General features: G+C 72.8%; 15 protein-coding genes. 10 read left to right on the top strand and 5 right to left on the bottom strand.

The window, feature by feature from the left end; translation table 11 throughout:
* Window positions 1-50: 50 nt before the first annotated feature.
* The gene (gene ku / locus ACYVK7_RS05985) at window positions 51-962 is read left to right on the top strand and encodes a non-homologous end joining protein Ku (protein WP_460886767.1); all 912 of its coding nucleotides are present in this window, start codon (window positions 51-53) and stop codon (window positions 960-962) included.
* A gap of 14 nt (window positions 963-976) precedes the next feature.
* Here the strand turns inward: ku and ACYVK7_RS05980 are convergent, their stop codons facing one another.
* Window positions 977-1,519, bottom strand: a complete 543-nt coding sequence (locus tag ACYVK7_RS05980) for an SRPBCC family protein (RefSeq protein WP_460886766.1) — start codon at window positions 1,517-1,519, stop codon at window positions 977-979.
* 122 nt (window positions 1,520-1,641) lie between these two features.
* Here ACYVK7_RS05980 and ACYVK7_RS05975 point away from each other — a divergent pair, with 122 nt between their 5' ends.
* The 4 genes from ACYVK7_RS05975 to ACYVK7_RS05960 all read left to right on the top strand — a co-directional run bounded on the left by ACYVK7_RS05975 (window position 1,642) and on the right by ACYVK7_RS05960 (window position 6,080).
* On the top strand, window positions 1,642-3,309 hold the full coding sequence (locus tag ACYVK7_RS05975) for a metallophosphoesterase family protein (protein ID WP_460886765.1): 1,668 nt from the start codon (window positions 1,642-1,644) through the stop codon (window positions 3,307-3,309).
* A gap of 9 nt (window positions 3,310-3,318) precedes the next feature.
* Window positions 3,319-4,065 carry a metal-dependent transcriptional regulator gene (locus ACYVK7_RS05970; protein WP_460886764.1) on the top strand — a complete coding sequence of 249 codons (747 nt, stop codon included), beginning with the start codon at window positions 3,319-3,321 and terminating at the stop codon, window positions 4,063-4,065.
* A 79-nt stretch (window positions 4,066-4,144) separates the two neighbouring features.
* On the top strand, window positions 4,145-5,374 hold the full coding sequence (locus ACYVK7_RS05965) for an MFS transporter (protein WP_460886763.1): 1,230 nt from the start codon (window positions 4,145-4,147) through the stop codon (window positions 5,372-5,374).
* A gap of 46 nt (window positions 5,375-5,420) precedes the next feature.
* Window positions 5,421-6,080, top strand: a complete 660-nt coding sequence (locus tag ACYVK7_RS05960; protein ID WP_460886762.1) for a vitamin K epoxide reductase family protein — start codon at window positions 5,421-5,423, stop codon at window positions 6,078-6,080.
* Window positions 6,081-6,141: 61 nt separating this feature from the next.
* Here the strand turns inward: ACYVK7_RS05960 and ACYVK7_RS05955 are convergent, their stop codons facing one another.
* Entirely contained in the window at window positions 6,142-7,500 is a 1,359-nt protein-coding gene (locus tag ACYVK7_RS05955) for an alkaline phosphatase family protein (protein ID WP_460886761.1), read from the bottom strand.
* Between the two features lie 138 nt (window positions 7,501-7,638).
* Here ACYVK7_RS05955 and leuS point away from each other — a divergent pair, with 138 nt between their 5' ends.
* Window positions 7,639-10,578 (top strand): leucine--tRNA ligase, encoded by a 2,940-nt coding sequence (leuS, locus tag ACYVK7_RS05950; RefSeq protein WP_460886940.1) that lies wholly within the window; start codon window positions 7,639-7,641, stop codon window positions 10,576-10,578.
* A 55-nt stretch (window positions 10,579-10,633) separates the two neighbouring features.
* On the opposite strand, the gene ACYVK7_RS05945 is transcribed toward leuS, so the two are convergent.
* Both ACYVK7_RS05945 and ACYVK7_RS05940 read right to left on the bottom strand, forming a co-directional pair.
* Window positions 10,634-11,413, bottom strand: a complete 780-nt coding sequence (locus ACYVK7_RS05945; protein WP_460886760.1) for a hypothetical protein — start codon at window positions 11,411-11,413, stop codon at window positions 10,634-10,636.
* Between the two features lie 49 nt (window positions 11,414-11,462).
* Complete coding sequence (locus tag ACYVK7_RS05940) at window positions 11,463-13,214, bottom strand: helicase HerA-like domain-containing protein (RefSeq protein ID WP_460886759.1); 1,752 nt, start codon at window positions 13,212-13,214, stop codon at window positions 11,463-11,465.
* A 93-nt stretch (window positions 13,215-13,307) separates the two neighbouring features.
* Here ACYVK7_RS05940 and ACYVK7_RS05935 point away from each other — a divergent pair, with 93 nt between their 5' ends.
* Window positions 13,308-14,189 carry a DegV family protein gene (locus ACYVK7_RS05935; RefSeq protein ID WP_460886758.1) on the top strand — a complete coding sequence of 294 codons (882 nt, stop codon included), beginning with the start codon at window positions 13,308-13,310 and terminating at the stop codon, window positions 14,187-14,189.
* 106 nt (window positions 14,190-14,295) lie between these two features.
* Here ACYVK7_RS05935 and ACYVK7_RS05930 read toward each other — a convergent pair whose 3' ends face one another.
* Window positions 14,296-15,174 carry an alpha/beta fold hydrolase gene (locus ACYVK7_RS05930; protein WP_460886757.1) on the bottom strand — a complete coding sequence of 293 codons (879 nt, stop codon included), beginning with the start codon at window positions 15,172-15,174 and terminating at the stop codon, window positions 14,296-14,298.
* A gap of 245 nt (window positions 15,175-15,419) precedes the next feature.
* On the opposite strand from ACYVK7_RS05930, the gene ACYVK7_RS05925 reads away from it, so the two are divergent.
* The 3 genes from ACYVK7_RS05925 to ACYVK7_RS05915 all read left to right on the top strand — a co-directional run bounded on the left by ACYVK7_RS05925 (window position 15,420) and on the right by ACYVK7_RS05915 (window position 19,892).
* On the top strand, window positions 15,420-16,409 hold the full coding sequence (locus ACYVK7_RS05925) for a helix-hairpin-helix domain-containing protein (RefSeq protein WP_460886756.1): 990 nt from the start codon (window positions 15,420-15,422) through the stop codon (window positions 16,407-16,409).
* The gene (locus tag ACYVK7_RS05920; RefSeq protein ID WP_460886755.1) at window positions 16,406-18,910 is read left to right on the top strand and encodes a ComEC/Rec2 family competence protein; all 2,505 of its coding nucleotides are present in this window, start codon (window positions 16,406-16,408) and stop codon (window positions 18,908-18,910) included. Before ACYVK7_RS05925 ends, ACYVK7_RS05920 begins: the two co-directional genes overlap by 4 nt.
* A gap of 190 nt (window positions 18,911-19,100) precedes the next feature.
* Entirely contained in the window at window positions 19,101-19,892 is a 792-nt protein-coding gene (locus ACYVK7_RS05915) for a hypothetical protein (RefSeq protein WP_460886754.1), read from the top strand.
* Window position 19,893 lies beyond the last annotated feature (1 nt).

Genomic DNA, 19,893 nt, shown 5'->3' with positions numbered 1-19,893 from the left:
CTCAGACCGAAACCTGGGCATGTGGTGCGCATGGGGCGCACTATAGAAGGATGAGGGCTATCTGGAAGGGTGCCGTGACCTTCGGCCTCGTCAACGTTCCGGTCAAGCTGTACAGCGCGACCGAGGACCATGACGTGCCGCTGCACCAGGTGCACGACGCCGACGGTGGACGGATCCGGTACAAGCGCGTGTGCGAGATCGACGGCGAAGTGGTGCCGTACGAGCACATCGACCGCGCCTACGACGACGGCGAGCGCACCGTGGTGCTCACCAAGAAGGACCTCTCCGATCTCCCGGCCGAACGGGACCGTGAGATCTCGGTGGTGGAGTTCGTGCCGACCGAGCAGATCGACCCGATCATGTTCGACCGGACCTACTACCTCGAGCCGGACTCCAAGTCCACGAAGGCGTACGTGCTGCTGCGCCGTACGCTGGAGGAGACCGAGCGCACCGCCGTGGTGAAGTTCGCGCTCCGGCAGCGCACCCGGCTGGCCGCGCTGCGCGTGCGGGACGAGGTGCTCGTGCTGCAGACCCTCCTGTGGGCCGACGAGATCCGCGAGGCCGCCTTCCCGTCCCTCGACGAGCCGGCGAAGGTCTCCGACAAGGAGCTCACGATGTCCGCGCAGCTCGTCAGCAGCTTCGAGGCCGACTTCACGCCCGAGGACTACGAGGACGAGTACCAGGTGCAGCTGCGCAAGCTCGTCGAGGCGAAGCTCGAGGCGGGTGAGGCCGTCGACACGGCGGCGACCTTCGGCGAAGCCGCCGAGGAGGAGGGCGAGGGCGCGGAGGTGGTCGACCTCATGGAGGCGCTCAAGCGCAGCGTCGCGGAGTCGAAGTCCAAGTCGGGCTCGAAGTCGGGCTCGGGATCCGGGTCCGGGTCGCGTTCGGGCTCTGGGTCGGGAACCAAGTCGGGGTCGGCGTCCAAGGCGAAGCCGAAGTCGAAGTCCCGCAAGGCGGGCTGATCGGCGGGGCCGCTTCAGCGGCGCAGACGCGCCGTCAGACCGCGCTCACCCGCACGCATCACATGGGCGTGCGCCCAGGCGAGCGAGCCGGGCGAGATCCGGGCCGCGACCCGGAACCAGGCGGGGACGGGGGCGACCGCCCAGCGCAGGCGCACCTCGGCCGAGTCCCCGGCCCTCGCCGACACCCTGACCAGCGCGGCCCCGGCCAGATCCCCGGACACCCGCAGCCGCGCCACGCCATCGTCCGCGAGCCACGCCATCTTCCGCGCTTCGGGCGGGTCATCCGTGGAAGATGGCGTGGCCCGCCGACGATGGCGTGGCTCCCGCGCCTCGACCAGGTCTAGCCGGAACCGCAGCGCGTAGCCGAGCGGACTGCGGACGCGCAGCCGGGCCCAGGCTCCCGGCGCGGCCAGCCCGTCCGGGCCGACCACGGGATGGGTGGCGAGGGCGGTCATACCCGGCCACCACTCCGGCCAGGTGAACCGGGGGTCGGCGAGCACCGGCCAGACACGTGCCACCGGAGCGGACGGGCGCCAGACCGACTCGAGCACGAACACCGGGCCATCGTGCCGCGTGGGCTGCTGGGATCGTCCGAGCCGCGCCGCACGACCCGAGCCGTGCCGTACGACCCCAGCCGCGCCGTACGACCCGAGCCGTGCCGCATGAAAAGGTAGGACCGATGAGTCGTACCAACCCGCCCCGCTGGCTCCGCTGGACCCTTGCCGGCGTGGCAGCCGCCGTCGTGTGCCTCTCGTTCGGGATCACGACCGCCAGAGCCGATCTCAGCCTCGGCCCGCACGAGGCCACGTACACGGTCACCGCGAACGACAGGCTGCTCGCCGACCTCGGGCCCCTCGGCACCGTCGTGACGGACTCGCCGCTGCCGCTCAACCTCGGCGTGCGGATCACCGTGCACGAGATCCCCGCCGACCTCTCCGCCGTCGACACGGCCAGCTTCGACGCGCTCGCGGGCGACCTCGACGGGTACCTCCAGTTCTTCGACACCCCGCAGCAGACGGTCCGCACCGTGGCCTGGGCACTGATCTGGGACGCGGCCCGCGGCACGGGTGCCGCCGCCGTCGTGCTGGTCGCGGCGGCCCTCGGTCTGCGGGCGCTGCTGGGTGCTGCCCGACGGCGGGACCTCGCCAGGGCGCTGGTGCCCCGCACCTGGGAGATCACGGGCGGCGTGCTCGTGGCCGTGCTGGTGGCCGGGACCGCGACCGCGAGCTCCGGCCCCGAGGAACGGGCGTCGCTGCCCGCCTCGCCGGTGTTCGAGGGGACCGCCCTGGAGGGTGCTCGCATCACCGGTCGCCTGGCCGGCGTCATCGATACCTACAGCGGCCAGCTCGTCGAGACGTACCAGGCCAACGAGGTGTTCTACGCCGGTGCCCGGGACCGGCTGAACGAGGCGTGGGACGCCCGGGCCGCCGAGCAGGAGGCGGCGCAGGGCGAGGGGCCCACGGCGTCGGACAGCCCGGAGAGCACCGAGTACGTGACCTTCCTGCTGGTCTCCGACCTGCACTGCAATACGGGGATGACCCCCCTCATCCGGGATCTCGCGGACCGGCTGGGACCGGACGTCATGCTGAACGCGGGTGACACCACGATCAACGGCACGAGCGTGGAGTCGGTCTGCGTGGACTCGTTCGCCTCGGCGGTGCCCGACGGCGTCCCGTTCGTCGTCTCGGACGGCAACCACGACTCCCGCCTGACCACCGCGACCGAGCTCGCGAACCGCCAGATCGTGCTGGACGGCGACGTGGTCGAGGTCGAGGGCGTGCGCATCCTCGGCGACAGGGACCCGCTGGAGACGCGGATCGGGGGCGGCACGGTGATCGCGCGCGAGGAGACCCCCGAGGAGGCCGGCGAGCGCCTGCGGGACGTGGCGTGCGAGGCCGCGGGTGACCCGGGTCTCGGCGGGTTCGTGGGGGAGGACCGGGTCGACCTGCTGCTGATCCATCAGCCGGCGGTCGGTGACGCGGCTCTGGAGTCGGGCTGCGTGCCGTTCCAGATCTCCGGGCACATGCACACGCGGATCGGGCCGGACGTGGTGGGGTACGGCGTGCGGTACGTGAACGCGAGCACCGGCGGTGCGACCAAGGGCAACACGTCGGTGGGCCCGTTGCGCGACTCCTCGGAGATGACCGTGCTGCGGTTCGACCCGGAGCGGCGCCGGTTCGTGGACTGGCAGCTCGTCGAGGTCACGCCGGAGGGCGAGGCGTCGGTGGGTGAACGGCAGGCCATCCCGCCGCCGGTGCCGCTGCCCGACGAGGTGCCGGACGACGGCACGGAGGGTGTGATGTCCGGCACCGGCCGCACGCCGTCGTCGACACAGCCCGCCGACTAGGCTCGGGGCGTGGAGATCGCAACCGACCCGGCCGAGCTGACGCCCGTCGCCCAGGACTACCTGAAGGCGGTGTGGTCCGCTCAGGAGTGGTCGGACGAGAAGGTGACCACCAAGCAGCTCGCGGACCGGCTGGGTGTGGGCGCCTCCACGGTGTCGGAGACGGTGCGGCGGCTGTCCGGGCAGGGTCTGCTGGAGCATGAGCGGTACGGCGCCATCCGCCTGACCGACGACGGCCGCCGGCTCGCCCTGATGATGGTGCGCAGGCACCGGCTCCTGGAGACGTTCCTGGTGGACCACCTCGGCTACGGCTGGGACGAGGTGCACGACGAGGCCGAGGTGCTGGAGCACGCGGTCTCGGACCTCTTCGTGGAGCGGATGGCCGAGCGCCTGGGCAACCCGACGCGTGATCCGCACGGTGACCCGATCCCGGCCGCGGACGGTACGGTCGTGCGGCCTTCGGCCGTACCGCTGTCGTCGATGCACGCGGGCGACGCCGGCACGGTCGTGCGCATCTCCGACGCGGACCCGGATGCGCTGCGCTACCTCGCGGAGCTCGGCCTGGACCTGGACATGCGGGTCGAGGTCACGACGCGGCGCGAGTTCGCCGGCACGGTCGCCGTGTCCTGGACGTGCTCGGAGGACCGGTCGGAGGGCCGCACGGAGGAGGACGGCGACGGCGTGCTGCCCGGTGCGGCCGAGCGGGTGGCCGATCTCGGTCTGCTGGCGGCCTCCCGTGTGTGGGTGGCGCGGGGGTAGTCTCCTCCTCGTTCCCTTCCGCTCGTCGCCGGCGTCGCCGACGTTCACCCGAATCGATACGACGCTCCTGGAGACCCCCATGGCGACCAGCTCACCGCAGCCTGCCCCCGAAGAGGTGGCCGGTACCGGGTCGATGCGCAAGGCGGCACCAGCGCTCGTCGCGCTGGCGGTCGGCGGGTTCACCATCGGCACCACCGAGTTCGCCGCGATGGGCCTGCTGCCCGACGTCGGCGCGGACCTCGGCGCCAGCGACCCGCAGGTGGGGCACACGATCACGGCGTACGCGCTGGGCGTCGTCGTCGGTGCGCCGCTGCTGACCGTCGCCGCGGCGCGGATGTCGCGTCAGCACCTGCTGCTGGCGCTGATGGGGTTCTACACGCTCGCGAACGTGCTGTCGGCGGTGGCGCCGGACGTCGGCTGGCTCGTGGTGGGCCGGTTCTTCGCCGGTCTGCCGCACGGCGCGTTCTTCGGCGTCGGCGCCGCCGTGGGGGCGGCGGTCGCGGGACCGGCCCAGCGGGGGCGGGCCGTCGCGACGATGATGACCGGCCTGACCATCGCGAACGTCGTCGGCGTGCCGCTGTCCACGTGGGTGGGGCAGGTGTTCGGCTGGCGCACGTCCTACGTGCTGATCGGCGCGCTCGGCCTCGTCACGCTGCTGGGGCTGTGGCGGCTCGTGCCGCCCGCCGCGGGCGGCCCGGGGCGGTCCGTGCGCACCGAGCTGGCGACGCTGCGCAACGCACCCCTGTGGTTCGCGTTCGCCGCCGGGGCCATCGGATTCGGCGGCATGTTCGCCGTCTACACCTACGTGGCGCCCACGCTGACCGGTGTGACGGGCCTGCCGGGTGGTGCGGTGCCGTGGGTGCTCGCCCTGTTCGGCGTCGGTATGACGGTGGGGACGCAGATCGGCGGCAGGCTGGCCGACCGGGGCGTGCTGCGCGCGGTGCTGATCGGCTTCGTGGCGACCGCGGCGTCCCTCGCGCTGTTCGCCCTCACGGGAGCCTCGGTGGTGCCCGCGCTGGTCTCCCTGTTCCTGCTCGGGGTCACCTCGCAGGTGCTGGGCCTGGCGTTCCAGACCAGGCTGATGGATCTGGCCCCGGGTGCGTCGTCGCTGGGGGCGGCGCTGTGCCACGCCGGGCTCAACGTGGCCAACGGCGCCGGGGCGTTCCTCGGCGGTGTGGTCATCGACGCCGGCTGGGGCTACCTGGCGCCCGCGTGGGCCGGGGTGGGCGTCACCCTGCTGGGGCTCGGCATGATCCTGGCGTTCGGGCGACAGCGGGTGGCGCACCAGCCGGCGGAGACGAACTTGTGACCCAGGACCCAGCAATGTCCCAGCCTCCGCCGGTAGCGTGGGGCGGGTGACTGAGACCGGAGCGACCACGACGTCGTCGGAGAGCTCGATGAACCCTGACCACGACCTCACGACACCGGGGCCGAGACCCCTCGGCGGCCGGACCATGGGGCTGCTCCTCGTGGTGCTCGGCGGTATCGGATTCGTGGGCGCGTTCGCCCTGGCCTGGGAGAAGTACCTGGCGTTCGTCGAGCCGGAGCGGGCGGCGTCGTGCACCGTCAACCTCTTCGTCACCTGCAGCGCCGCCATGGACTCGTGGCAGGGCGCGCTGCTCGGCTTCCCCAACCCGTACATCGGCGTGGCGGCGTTCCCCGTGGTCATCACCACCGGCGTGATGGTGCTGCTCGGAACGAGACTCCCGCGCTGGTACTGGACGTCGCTCCTGGTCGGCACCGTGCTGGGCCAGGCGCTCATCTTCTTCCTGATGTACACGAGCTTCTACACGATCGTCGCCCTGTGCCCCTACTGCATGGTCGTGTGGACCATCATGTGGCCGCTGCTCTGGTACCAGGTCGTCCGGGGCGCGCAGTCCGGCGACCTGCCCATGGGCGCGGGGCTGCGGGACGCGCTGGTGGGCAACCGCACGATCATCCTGATCATCGGCTACGTGGCGGCCGTGGCGTGGCTCATGCTCGCGGTGGGCGGGGACCTGGTCGCGTCGTTCTGACGCGGTGACGGGTCGCCCCGCCTCCGGGGGCCCCGCTCAGCGGCGCCCCCGGAGCTGCCGCTCAGCGGCGCAGCGACTCACGCAGCGCGCGACCCTCGCTGCCCGACGGCGGCGCGTAGCCCAGCAGCGCCGAGATCGTCGGCGCGATGTCGATGTGGCGCGGCGCGCGGGGGTGCGCACCGGGCCGTACGCCCGCCCCCGCCAGGACGAGCGGGACGTGCAGCTCGGTGGTCGCACCGTGCCGCCCGGACGGACCTGCCGGCGTCGTGCCGAACGACCAGCCGGGCTTCGGCTCGACGAGCAGGTCGCCGTAGTTCGGGCTCATGCGCATGCGGCGCTGGTCGGCCTTGTCGAAGACGTTCCGTACCTGCGGCAGCGCCGTCAGCGCCTTCTCCAGCCGGCGGACGGCGGCCGGGTCGCCCGCCCGCTCGCCGATGATCCGCACGTCCGCGACACCGCCGACGACGATCGCGACGTCCGTGCCGGGAGCCGGCGACTGTCCGCTGGTCAGGACCTGCGGCGTGAAGCCCGCGTCCTCGATCGCGGCCAGCCCCTCGGCCCCGAAGCCCTTGTCGAAGGTGGTCATGCCGTGGTCGCCGGTGAGGACGAACGCGGTGCGGCCGTACACGCCCGCGTCCTGCGTGGCGGTGACGATGCGCCCGATCTGCCGGTCGATCTCGGTCAGGGCCGCGGGGATGCGCGGGTTGACGTCACCACCCTCGTGGCCCAGGGCGTCGAGCGTGTCGCAGTAGACCGCGATCAGCTCGGGGACGCCGTTCGCGGTCACCAGCTCGCCGCCCGAGCTCACAGGCTCGCCGCCCAGCACGGCGACGGCGTCGTCGGTGCGGCGGGCGCAGTCGCCGCCGGGCTGGGTGTAGAGGCCGTCGGGGTCGCCGTACGTGACGCCGTAGTTCTGCAGGATGAACCACTGCGCGGAGAACACGGTGCCACCCTGCGCACGGACGGACTGCGCGATGGTGGGCACGGCCAGGTCGCGCTGCTGACCGCGTGCCGTGTTGGTCTCGGTGTTGAACCAGTAGGCGGTGTTGCGGTGGGTCTCCGGCCAGGCGCCGGTCGCCACCGATGACCAGGACGGGTTGGTGATGGACGTCATCACGCCGGTCGAGGTGGTGACGCTGCCACGACGCAGGAGGCGCTGCAGGTTCGGCATGGGCGCCTCCCCGGAGCGGACCAGGTCGAGGTACTCGACGTCGAACCCGTCGAGCGCCAGGAAGACGACGTGGTCGGCGGTGCGGCCGCCGGAGGCGGCGGTCCTGCTGGTGGCGTTGTTGGTGGTGGCGTCGTTGGTGGTGGCGGTGGCGGACGAGCCGGAGTCGTCGGTCGGCAACGGCGCGGAGACGGCGGTCGGGGCCGTCCACACGACGGTGGCGGCGATGCTGGCGGCGAGGAGCTTTCGCAACGAGGGCATCATGGGCGCAATTCGAGCACCCGGGCGGACAACTTCGGGGGAGGAGGGGGCGAATGTCGGATGAACCTTCACCCTGTGGACGACCGAGAGCCGGGCACTCGCTCGGTCGGTAGACTCGGCCGCGTGACAATGCCCGACGCACCCGAGCGCACCGCGTCTTCGGACGAGCCCCGTTTCCGCTACACCCCAGCCCTCGCGCAGCAGATCGAGCTGCGCTGGCAGGATCTTTGGGAGGAGCGCGGAACCTTCCATGCGGCGAACCCGCAGGGGCGACTTACCGGGCCGGGCGGGCGCCCGGCGGAGGGCAATCCGTACTTCATCATGGACATGTTCCCGTACCCCTCGGGTGCGGGTCTGCACGTGGGGCACCCGCTGGGCTTCATCGCCACGGACGTGGTCGGCCGGTTCCGCCGGATGTGCGGCGACAACGTGCTGCACACGATGGGCTTCGACGCGTTCGGCCTGCCTGCCGAGCAGTACGCGGTGCAGACGGGTGAGCACCCCCGCCTGGTCACCGAGCGCAACATCGTCACGTACAAGCGGCAGCTCCGACGGGCGGGCCTCGCGCACGACCAGCGCCGTTCGTTCGCCACGATCGACCCCGAGTACGTGCGCTGGACCCAGTGGATCTTCCTGCAGATCTTCGACTCCTGGTACGACGAGGACGCACAGCGGCCCGACGGCGGTCGCGGACGGGCCCGGCGCATCAGCGAGCTGCGCGACGAGCTGGCGTCGGGTACGCGTCCCGTGCCCGGGCACGAGGGCGACAACGCGGGCGGCGCCGTCTGGGCGGCGCTGAGCGAGGGGCAGCAGCGTGACGTCGTGGACGCGCAGCGGCTGGCCTACGTGGACTCCTCGCCGGTCAACTGGGCGCCCGGGCTCGGTACCGTGCTGGCGAACGAGGAGGTCACCAGCGACGGCCGGTCCGAGCGTGGCAACTTCCCTGTCTTCACCAAGAACCTGCGCCAGTGGAAGATGCGCATCACCGCGTACGCGGACCGCCTGACCGACGACCTGGAGCTCATCGACTGGCCGGAGAAGGTCAAGTCGATGCAGCGCAACTGGATCGGCCGGTCCACCGGCGCGGCCGTGCGGTTCGATGTCGTCGGCACCGCCGAGTACGACCCGGCCGGCGCGGGCGCCAGCCTCGAGGTGTTCACGACGCGGCCGGACACGCTGTTCGGCGCGACCTTCATGGTCGTGGCCCCCGAGCACCCGCTGCTCGACGAGGTGCCGTCCGCGTGGCCGGAGGGCACGCGACCGGCGTGGACCGGTGGCTACGAGTCGCCGGGCGAGGCGGTCGCCGCGTACCGGCGTGAGTCCGCCGCGAAGACGGCCGTGGAGCGCCAGGCCGACGCGGGCAAGAAGACCGGCGTGTTCACGGGGCACCTGGCCGTGAACCCGGTCACGGGCACGTCCGTGCCGGTGTTCACCGCCGACTACGTGCTCATGGGCTACGGCACCGGCGCGATCATGGCCGTGCCGGGCGGCGACGAGCGTGACTTCGCGTTCGCCGAGGCGTACGACCTGCCGGTGATCCACACGGTGGAGCCCGAGGGCGGCCTGCCCGAGGGGCACGTCGGCGCCTACACCGACGACGGCGTCGCGGTCCGGTCCTCGAACGACGAGATCTCGCTGGACGGGCTCGGCGTGACCGAGGCCAAGGCGCGCATCATCGAGTGGCTCGAGGCCAAGGGCATCGGTGAGGGCACGACCACCTACCGCCTGAACGACTGGCTGTTCTCCCGTCAGCGCTACTGGGGCGAGCCGTTCCCCGTGGTGTGGGACGAGCAGGACCGTCCGATGGCGCTGCCCGACTCGATGCTGCCCGTCGAGCTGCCCGAGGTGCCCGACTTCTCGCCGCGCACCTTCGAGCCCGACGACGCGGCCTCGGAGCCGGAGGCGCCGCTCGGGCGGAACGAGGACTGGGTCAACGTCGAGCTCGACTTCGGCGACGGTGCGAAGACCTACCGCCGCGACACCAACACCATGCCCAACTGGGCCGGCTCGTGCTGGTACTACCTGCGCTACCTCGACCCGACCGACACGGCGCACGCCGTCGATCCGGAGCTCGAGAAGTACTGGCTGGGGCCGCGGCACAACCCGACCTCCGGGCCGGCGGGCGGCGTCGACCTGTACGTCGGCGGCGTCGAGCACGCGGTGCTCCACCTGCTGTACGCGCGGTTCTGGCACAAGGTCCTGTTCGACCTGGGCTTCGTGACGAGTCTCGAGCCGTTCGGCAAGCTCTTCAACCAGGGGTACATCCAGGCGTACGCGTTCACCGACGCCCGCGGCGTGTACGTCCCGGCGGCCGAGGTCGAGGGTGACGAGCAGACCGGATTCACCTGGCGCGGCGAGCCCGTGAACCGCGAGTACGGCAAGATCGGAAAGTCGCTGAAGAACGTCGTCTCGCCGGACGAGATGTACGAGGCGTACGGCGCCGACACGTTCCGCGTCTACGAGATGTCGATGGGCCCGCTCGACCAGTCACGTCCGTGGAACACGCGCGACGTCGTCGGCTCGCAGCGGTTCCTGCAGCGGCTGTGGCGCAACGTCGTCTCCGAGGAGACGGGTGAGCTCACGGTGACGGAGGACGAACCCGACACCGCCACCCTGCGGGTCGTGCACCGCGCCATCGCCGACGTGGGCGTCGAGATGGAGAACATGCGGCCCAACACGGCCATCGCCAAGCTCATCACGCTGAACAACCACCTCACGGGGCTGTCGTCCGTGCCGCGCGCGGCCGTCGAGCCACTGGTCCTGATGACGGCGCCCATCGCGCCGCACATCGCGGAGGAGCTGTGGTCCCGGCTCGGGCACGAGGAGTCGCTGGCGCACGCCCCGTTCCCGGTGGCCGACGAGCAGTACCTGGTCGAGGACACCGTGACCTGTGTCGTCCAGGTGCAGGGCAAGGTGCGTGCCCGGTTCGAGGTCGCCCCGGACATCTCCGCGGAGGACCTGGAGGCGGCGGCGCTCAGCGAGCCGAACGTCGTCAAGTTCCTGGACGGCCGCGGCGTGCGCAAGGTGATCGTCCGTGCCCCGAAGCTGGTCAACATAGTCCCGGCCTAGTTGCCCGGTCCTTCCCGACCACGGTCCTCCCTCTGGACCATGGTCGGCTCCGGACCTATAGTGAGAGAGCGCAAGAGGGAGAGATCCTGAGCGCCCTGCCTTCAGCCCCCGCACAGTCGGGGGCTGTCGTGCGTCTACGGCTCCCAGAGCCGGTCGTGCACCGGGACATTCTCCAGAGCGGACCAGAGGCCTTTGTTCGCAGTGGCCGCGCGCTCGTCGCGGTCGACGCCATCCGCCAGCCGCTGATAGAGAAAAGCGACGAGGTCAGCCGCTTGAACGAGGCGGCTGCCTGCTGAAGAGACGAATAGACCGTGTCCGCAATGCGCTGTGGCTTGCCTCGATATCCCCAGATGCGTTCGCGGCGTGCCGTGCGCAACGCGGCTTGAGCACTCTTCGCGGTTCGGTGCTCGTCAGCGATCACCACAAGGTCCTCGCCGTGACGGTTGGCGTACCGGTTCAGTTTCTCCAGGAGATGGAGGAGGACCGTGATGTGTTCGTCGTGCTGGTCGGCATAGCGGTCTCGGAACCCCTTCCGGTCCAGCCCTTCGACCCAGATGCCCTCCGCGTGCTTCGCGGTCACGTCGAGGGCTTGCCGGTAGATCGAGATGCGAGCTCGCACCAGCGGTTTGAGGGATGCCCAGTCCTGTGTAGCACCGAACAGATCATGGCCATGAAGCTCGACGTCGGCGTCGATCCCCGTGAACGAATGAGCTGCCCTGGCCACGACCCCGTCGAGATGCTCAGCGAACTCGCGCACGTTGGCGGCGCGTACGACGAGCCCCACCGTCCTGTAGCACCGAACGTTTGACGTCTCGTCTATGTAAGCGAAGAGCACGACCGAGTTTCACACGCACGACCGGCGTGCGCCCGCTGAGACGGAGGGGTCAGCGCCGGCGGGTGCCGAAGAGCGAGCGCGTCAGTTCGCGGACGAGGACCGTGCCCGCCGTCCTTGCCAGCGAGCCCACCACACGGTTGCGGTCCCGCGTCGCCTTCTCCTTGTGGCGCGCCTCGGCCTTCTCGCGCGTGGTCGCTTCCTTCTCGAGCCGCGCGCGCTCCCGGGCGAGCTCCTCCTGGTCCTCGGCCGCCGCGGTCTCCCCGTCGTCGGCGGCGCGTCCGGCGGCCTGCTCCTGCGCCTTCGCCTGGAGCAGCTCGAACGCCGACTCCGCGTCGACCGCTGTGCCGTACCTGGCCTGGCCCGGTGAGGCGGCCACGACCCGGTCGATCTCGGCCTCGGGCGCGGGCTCCATGGCGGCTTGCGGTGCTCGCACACGGGTCCATGCCACGGGTGACGGCGCGCCTCGCTCGGTGAGCACGGTCACCACCGCCTCGCCGGTGCCCAGCTCCTGCAGCAGCCGCTCCAGGTCGTAGGGAGACTTGGGGAACGTGCGAGCGGCGGCACGGAGCGCGGTGGCGTCGTCGGGCGTGAAGGCGCGCAGCGCGTGCTGCACCCGGTTGCCGAGCTGCGCCAGGACGTCGGACGGCACGTCCTTCGGCGACTGCGTGACGAAGAAGACGCCGACGCCCTTGGAGCGGATCAGCCGGACGGTCTGGACCACCTGCTGGAGAAAGTCCTTGGAGGCGTCCGTGAACAGCAGGTGCGCCTCGTCGAAGAAGAACACCAGCTTGGGCTTGTCGGCGTCGCCCACCTCCGGCAGCTCCTGGAACAGGTCCGCGAGCAGCCACATGAGGAACGTGGAGAACAGCTGCGGCCGGTCCTGCACGGCCGGCAGCTCCAGCACGCTCAGCACGCCGAGGTCACCCTTGGTCGCGATGAGGTCGGAGGTCGAGAACGCCGGCTCACCGAAGAAGACGTCGGCACCCTGCCCCTCCAGGCCCACGATCTCGCGCAGGATGACGCCCGCGGTCGCCGCCGAGACACCACCGATGCCCTTGAGCTCGGCCTTGCCCTCGTCCGAGGTCAGATGAGCGATCACCGACTGCAGGTCCTTGAGGTCCAGCAGGGCCAGACCCTTCTTGTCGGCCCAGTGGAAGATCAGCGTGAGGCTTGACTCCTGCGTCTCGTTCAGGCCCAGCACCTTCGACATCAGCAGGGGGCCGAAGTCCGTCACCGTCGTGCGGATCGGCACTCCCTTGCCGATCCCGCCCAGGGAGTAGAACTCGACCGGGTACTGCGTGGGCCTCCAGTCCTGCCCGATGCTCGCCGCGCGCTCCGTGACCTTCGGGCTGTCCGGTCCGGGGAGCGCGAGCCCGGACAGATCGCCCTTGACGTCCGCGAGAAAGACGGGCACACCTGCCAGGGACAGTCCTTCGGCCATGCCCTGCAACGTCTTCGTCTTGCCGGTTCCCGTCGCGCCGGCCACGAGACCGTGGCGGTTCAGCATCGACAGTGCGAAACCGACCTGGACCCGCGGGTTCGGGATGGCGTCCCCGCCCGGCTCGCCTTCGAGAAGGGCGCCGAGCGGCAGCGTCGCCCCGGCCGCGTAACCGGCGGCCACCTCCGCCGCGTACCCCTCGAGCGGCGCGTCACCCGCCCCGGCGGCGGGCGCCGGTCCGGCATCGTCGGGTGCCTGCGAGGCGGCTGGCGCCGCTGTCCGCTCGGCTTCCTCAAGAGCCTTCTGGGCTGCTGCGGCCGCCTCGCGCAGGGCGGCAAGATCAGGCGTCGATGCATCGGACATGTCTCGGATGCTAGGTCGGGCTCCGACGCTTCGCGCGGGGAGGCGCCGGCGATTTCGCAGTCCGGTTCCTCGCGCGGATAGAGTGGCGCGGTCATGCGCACCCGACGTCGATCTTCCAGCCCGGCACCCCAGGAGGTGCGGGTCGTCACCGACTCGACCGCCTGCCTGCCCGCCGGTCTGCCGGGCGGCCTGGTCGTGGTGCCTCTGCGCGTCCTCGTCGGGGACGACGCCTACACGGAGGGTGAGGACGTCAGTCCGGAGCGGATCGCCGAGCTGGTCGCCGGAGGTGCCCGCGTGACGACGTCCCAGCCCCCTCCGGAGGCCTTCGCCGCCGTCTACCGCGGCCTCGGCGAGGAGGGCGCCAGGTCCGTCGTCTCGGTGCACCTGTCCGGGGCGCTGTCCGGCACGGTGGGCTCGGCAGGCACGGCCGCGGCGCGGTCCCCCCTGCAGGTGCGCGCCGTGGACTCGCGCACCGGCGCCGCCGGCCTCGGGTTCGCCGCCCGCGCGGCGGCGGAGTGCGCGGCCGCGGGGGCGGACGCCGCCCACGTCGCCGCCCGTGCCATCGAGGTCGCCCGGACGGCGAACGCCGTGTTCGTGGTCGACACCCTGGAGCACCTGCGCCGTGGCGGGCGGCTCTCCGGCCCAGCGGCGGCGCTCGGCACCGTCCTGGGCGTCAAGCCGATCCTGCGGCTGTCCGACGGCGCGGTGGAGCTCTCCCAACGGGTGCGCACCCGGGCCGTCGGCGCCGAGCGGTTGCTCGAGCAGGCAGCGGCCTTCGTCGCGGAGGCCGAGCGGCCGGTCGTCGCCGTGCACCACTTCGGCGCGTACGACCGGGCTCTCGCGCTGGCGGGCCGCCTGCACACCCGTACGCGTGCGGAGGTCGAGGTCACGCCGCTGAGCGCGGTGCTCGGCGTACACGTCGGCCCGGGCACGCTCGCCGTCGTCGTGGCGGACCTGGGCGCGCACTCGCACTGAGCTCGACCGACGGCACCGGTGGTCGGTAGAACGTCAGGTGATCGGCACCCCGAGGAGCCGATCTCCTGACGTACTGCCGACCATTCGAGCGGGGCGCCTTGGCGCCTCAGCCGGCGAGGACCTCGCGCAGCCGGGCCGCGAACTCGACGGGCTTGTCGGCGGGCTGGCCGTACTCGCCACCGCTGAACCCACCGTGGCCACCGGGGAACACCAGGGCCTCCGTGCCGAGCCGCCGGGCGACGCCGCGCGCGGAGCGGCCGGTCATCGCCTCGCCGGTGTCCTCGCCGACGCCGATCACCACGCGCGGACCGCCGGCCACGAGGGACTCGTAGCGCGGCTCGTACGGGGGCAGCACGATCATGTTGACGCCCAGCATCAGGTCGTCACGTGCCCCGTCGTCCTCGGTCGGCAGGCCGAACATCGCCGGGTCGGGGGCGGGCTGGGCGAGGTAGTCGGAGGTCACCTCGCCCTGGTACATGACCAGCGCGATGAACTTGGCCATCGCCGCGCCGAAGCCCTTGGCCTGATAGGTGTCGTGCATGTCGGTCATGGCGGCGACCATGGCGTCCCGGTCGGGGAGCACCGACGGCAGGGGTGGCTCGTGCGCGACGACGGTCCGGACGTCGGCAGGGTGGGACGCCGCGAGCTCCAGCGCCACGACGGCGCCGCCGCTCGAGGCGAACAGGTCGACCGGTCCGCCGCCGACCGCGGCGATGACGCGGTGCACGTCGTCCGCGTGGGTGGCGATGCCGGGCGGCTCCGCCTCGGTGCTCAGGTCCCGGGTGCTGCGCTCGACACCGCGAGGGTCGTACGTCACGACAGTCCGGTCGGTGAAGTGGCCCGCGAGCGTGGTGAAGCCCTCGGCTCCCATCGGGAGGCCGATCAGCACCAGGGGGATCTCGTCGGTCGGAGCGGCGGCTTCGCGTACGTCGTAGGTGAGGACGCCGCTCGGTACGTCGAGGGTGAGGGTCTTCTTGTCGGTCATCGTGGTGGCTCCTGCTCGTGCCTCGTCCCGGCCGGGGTGGCTCGGGGCTCTCGTGCTGCCAGGTCTGACGCCCGCGCCGGGCGGAACTCATCGGTCCCTCGGCGATTCTCACGTCGGCGCACAGACCCTCCGCACGGTCCGGTGCGGCGCCGAGCCCGACCACAGGTGACGTCGTGCGAGGCCGGTGCACAGCCGGGCACACCGGCCACACCGTGGGACGCCGCGCACGCCTAGCGTCCTGAGTCATGCAGCCAGAGACCGCGCACCACCGACTTCCCGACCCGTGGCCGTTCAGTCCGGTGCACGGCTCGCACGACCGGGCCGACCAGCCGCCCGCCGGGGCACCGGAGGCGACCGAAGGTGCCGGAGGTGTCGCCGGGGAGCAGACTCGCGCGGACACCGACGAGCTCGTGGCCCGGCTGCGCGCCCGGCGGTCCGCCTCGGGTGTGGCCGCTGCCTACGCGGCGGCGCACGGTCATCCGGCCGACCCGCGTGCGGAGCACGGTGCCCGCCGGTGGGCGCTGTCCGGCACGACGGCCGTGGTCGCAGGGGTGGCCGTGCTCCTGCTCGGGGTGGGGGCGGCGGTGCTCTCCCTGCGCGGTGACGGAGTGGAGCCGCTCACCCAGGTGGCCGCCGGCGAGGGCCGCGCCGGCGACGAGCCGGTCGCCGACGGACCGGTGGGCGGGCAGCCCGGCACGGGACCGGAGGGAGCCGCGCGCAGCCCGGTACCCGCCGCCCCGGAGCCCGGCTCCGGACCTGGCACCGACCAGGCTCCAGCCGCAGCGACCGCCGGCCTGCTCGTGCACGTCGTCGGCGCGGTCGCCGAACCAGGCCTGGTCACCGTGCCTGACGGCGCCCGCGTGGCCGACGCCCTGCAGGCCGCCGGGGGAGTCACAGGCAAGGCCGACCTCACCGCTGTCAACCTGGCCCGAACCGTCGTCGACGGCGAGCAGCTGTACGTGCCCGAGCCCGGGAAGCCTGCGCCGGCTCCGGCAGCAGGTGCCGGGGCAGCACCGGGTGGCGGGCCGGCGGCGGGCGGCACCGTCGACATCAACGCCGCCGACGCCGTGACGCTGGAGGAGCTGCCCGGCGTCGGACCGTCGATCGCGCAGGCGATCGTCGAATGGCGAGAGGCCAACGGCCCCTTCGCGAGCGTGGACGAGCTGGAGGACGTGCCAGGCATCGGCCCCGCCACGCTCGACGAGATCCGGGACAGCGCACGGGTCGGGCCATGACCGACCTGCGGATGGCGCCCGCAGCCCTTGCCACCTGGGCAGTCGCATGGCTGCTGACCGGCCCCGGCGGAGCCTGGAGCGGCACCGTGACCTGGATCGGCACGGGCCTGGTGGGCGCAGCCTGCCTCCTGGCGGCGACGGCCACGAGGGCTACGCCCTCGGAGCGCCAGACCCGCCGGGCGGCAGCGCGGCCGCACCGCGCGACCCGGCCGACCCGCGCGACCCGGCCGCAGGGCGCCACCCGGCCGGCCCGTGCGCACGTGGCGCTCGCGGCGGCGTGCGTGCTCGCGACCACCGTCTCCGTGCACGTCCAGCTGGCCGGCCGCACGCCACTGGCCGAGCTCGCCGGGCAGCGGGTGACAGCGACCCTCACCGGTGTGGTCGCCTCCCAGCCGGAACCGTTCTCGTTCGCGCCCGGACCGTCCAGCGCCGGGCAGCACCGCTGGGTGCTCGCCGCCCGCACGGTGGACGCCCGGGGCGTCGCCTCGGCAGCACGCGCGCACGTCCAGGTCCTGTCGAGCGACGCGCCCCGCTACGGGGCCACCGTGACGGTGTCGGGCGCGTTGCGGCCCGCCGACACCGGCGCGGCGGAGACCGCTCGGCTGACCGCCGACGACGCTCGCGAGATCCGTGCACCGCCGGCGGTCCTGCGCGTGCTCGACGGCCACCGCACCGCACTCCTCGCCGTCACCGACCCGCTGCCCGCGCAGGGGCGCGGGCTGGTACCGGGCGCCGCCATCGGCGACACCACCCGCCTGCCGGACGACCTGGCCGAGGAGATGCGATCGGTGGGCTTGTCACACATCACCGCGGTTTCTGGTGGCCACTTCGCCGTGGTCGTCGCCGTGCTGACCCTGCTCTGCTCGCTGGCCCGGCTGCCGAGGCCCGCCAGGGTCGCCCTCGTCGCGCTCGCCTCCCTCACGTTCGTCGCGCTCGTCCGCCCCGAACCCGCCGTGCTGCGCGCGGCCGTCATGGCCGCGTTCGCGCTCACGGGGATCGCGATCGGGCGGCCGGCGCAGTCGGTCCCGGCGCTCGCGGCGTCGGTGATCGGCCTGCTCGTGGTCGACCCGTGGCTCGCGCGCTCCTTCGGCTTCGTGCTGTCCGCCGCGGCGACAGCCGGCCTGGTGCTGCTCGCGGCACCGCTCGCCGCACGGCTCGCGCCCTGGACGGGGGACGCGGCGGCGTTCGCCGTGGCGGTCCCGCTCGCGGCGCAGGCGGCCTGCGGGCCGGTCCTGGTGCTGCTCGACCCGTCGGTCTCCACGGTGTCCGTGCTGGCGAACCTCCTGGCCGCTCCCGCACTGGTGCCCGCGACGGTGCTCGGGCTGGTCGCGACGATCCTCGCGCCGGGGCTGCCGGTCGTCGCCGGGCTCGTCGCGTGGGTGGCGAGCGCCGCCACATGGTGGATCGCGGCGGTCGCGCACTGGTGCGCCGCGCTCCCGGGCGCGGTGGTCCCCTGGCCGGGAGGTCCGCCGGGCGCGCTCCTGCTGGCCCTGCTCACCGGAGTGGTGCTGTGGGCGGCGCTGCGGAGGGCTCCTGGCACGGGCTGGCCCGAGTCGTGGCGTGCGTCGGCGCGGTCGGGGCTGCGCGACCTGCTGGGTACGGGGCGGCGGAGCGGCGCCAGTGTGCGCTCAGGCACGCGGCACCCGGGCGCCACCAGCGCTCCTGGCACGCGAGCGCGCCTCGTCGCGGTCCTGGCGGTGGCAGGGGTGGCGGCCCTGGTCGTCGTGGTGGCGGTGCCGCGACTCGTCGCCCGGTCGGCGGTGCCGGCGGACTGGCAGGTGGCGGCGTGCGACGTGGGTCAGGGCGACGCGCTCGCACTGCGCACCGGGCCGGAGTCGGCGGTGGTGGTGGACGTCGGGCCGGACGGGCCCGCGGCGGGCCGGTGCCTGGACCAGCTCGGTGTCACGCACGTGGACCTGCTGGTGCTCAGCCATTTCCACGCGGACCACGTCGGTGGCCTCGGACCGGTGCTGGCGGGGCGTGACGTGGCCGCCGCCCTCGTGTCCCCGGTGCCGGAACCCGCCGCGAACGCCGCGGCGACCGGGGCGGCGCTGGCCGCGGCGGGTGTTCCGGTGCGGGTCGCGCGGACCGGCGACCAGGGCAGTGCCGGAGCGTTGACGTGGCGGGTGCTGCTCGCAGGGGCGGGCGAGGGGGCGAACGACTCGAGCGTCGTGCTCGCCGCCAGGACCGGCGGTCTGGACGTGCTGGCGCTCGGGGACCTGGAGGACGCGGGCCAGGCGGAGCTGGTTCCGCTGGCGAGGCCCGCCGATGTCGTCAAGGTCGCCCACCACGGCTCGGCGACGCAGTCGCGTGCCCTGGCGGAGCGAGTGCGTCCAGCCGTCGCACTCGTCTCGTCGGGCCGGGGCAACGAGTACGGTCATCCGACCGACGCGGCCCTCGGCCTGTACGCGGGGGTGGGCGCCGCGGTGGTCCGGACCGACGAGTGCGGCACGGTCGCGCTCGTGGTCCGCGGACGGCAGGTGTCCCTCGCGGGCTGCTGAGCACGGCCGGGCTGCTGAGCACGGCCGGGCACGAGCGTGGTTCGGGGCTCCGGACAGGCAGCCGCATATCGTGTCCGGCCAGCACGTTCCGGGCGAGAGCGCCACACATCGCGAAACGTTGCGGATCCTGTCAGCGGCCCTACCGTGGGGGATGTCGGAGAGTTCCGTCATCACGTACCAGGGGGGCTTCGTGGTTGAACTCAGACTCACGGCCCGGCGGTATCGCCGGACCATCGCGATCACCGCAGCGGCCGCTCTGCTCGTTCCCGTCGCGGCGTTCAGCGCCACCGGGCGGGACCAGGCCACGGCCCAGCTCCAGCTGCGGCAGGAGCTGCTGGCGGAATCCGTCGTCACCGATGTCTCCGAGGCCGAGCAGGTGGTCCGGGTGGACGTGTCGAAGGACCCGGAGGCAGCGGGCGCCTGGCTCGACGAGTCGGGCGAGGTGCTGGACGGCTGGACGGTCGTCGTCGGGGGGATGGACTCCGCGTCGGGGGAGGAACGGGCACGGCTCGACGCCGAGGCGGTGGCCGACGACCCGCCGTCGAGCGCCGAGACCTGCCCGGAGATCCCCCAGGGGCCGCGGTCCACCGACGGGGCCACGACCCCCTACCTCGGCTGTGAGCCGGCCGGCGGCGTCCAGGCCACCGCGCGGTCCGTGGAGAAGGGCCCGTCCACCACCACCCTGGCCAAGGCGGTCGACCAGGTCCTGGCGGCGCAGCTGCCCGGCGCGGACCTGCCGCGCACCAAGGTGCGCATCGTCAAGGGTGAGGCGACGGTCGATGTCGCGGCGGGGTTCGAGCAGGCGCTGGTCGACTCGGGGGTGTACCCGGGCGACGTCTGGGAGGCGCTCCTGTTCACCGCGCACAGCAACGGTGCCATCGACTCGGTGAAGTTCACGCTCGACGGAGACTGTCTCGCCTTCGCGTACGCGACCGGCGGGGACATGTGTGCCTCGACCGACCTGCCGATCGAGCTGGGCTGAG

The sequence above is a fragment of the Promicromonospora xylanilytica genome (genome assembly GCF_054782895.1).
This window is presented reverse-complemented; position numbering and strand designations above follow the sequence as displayed.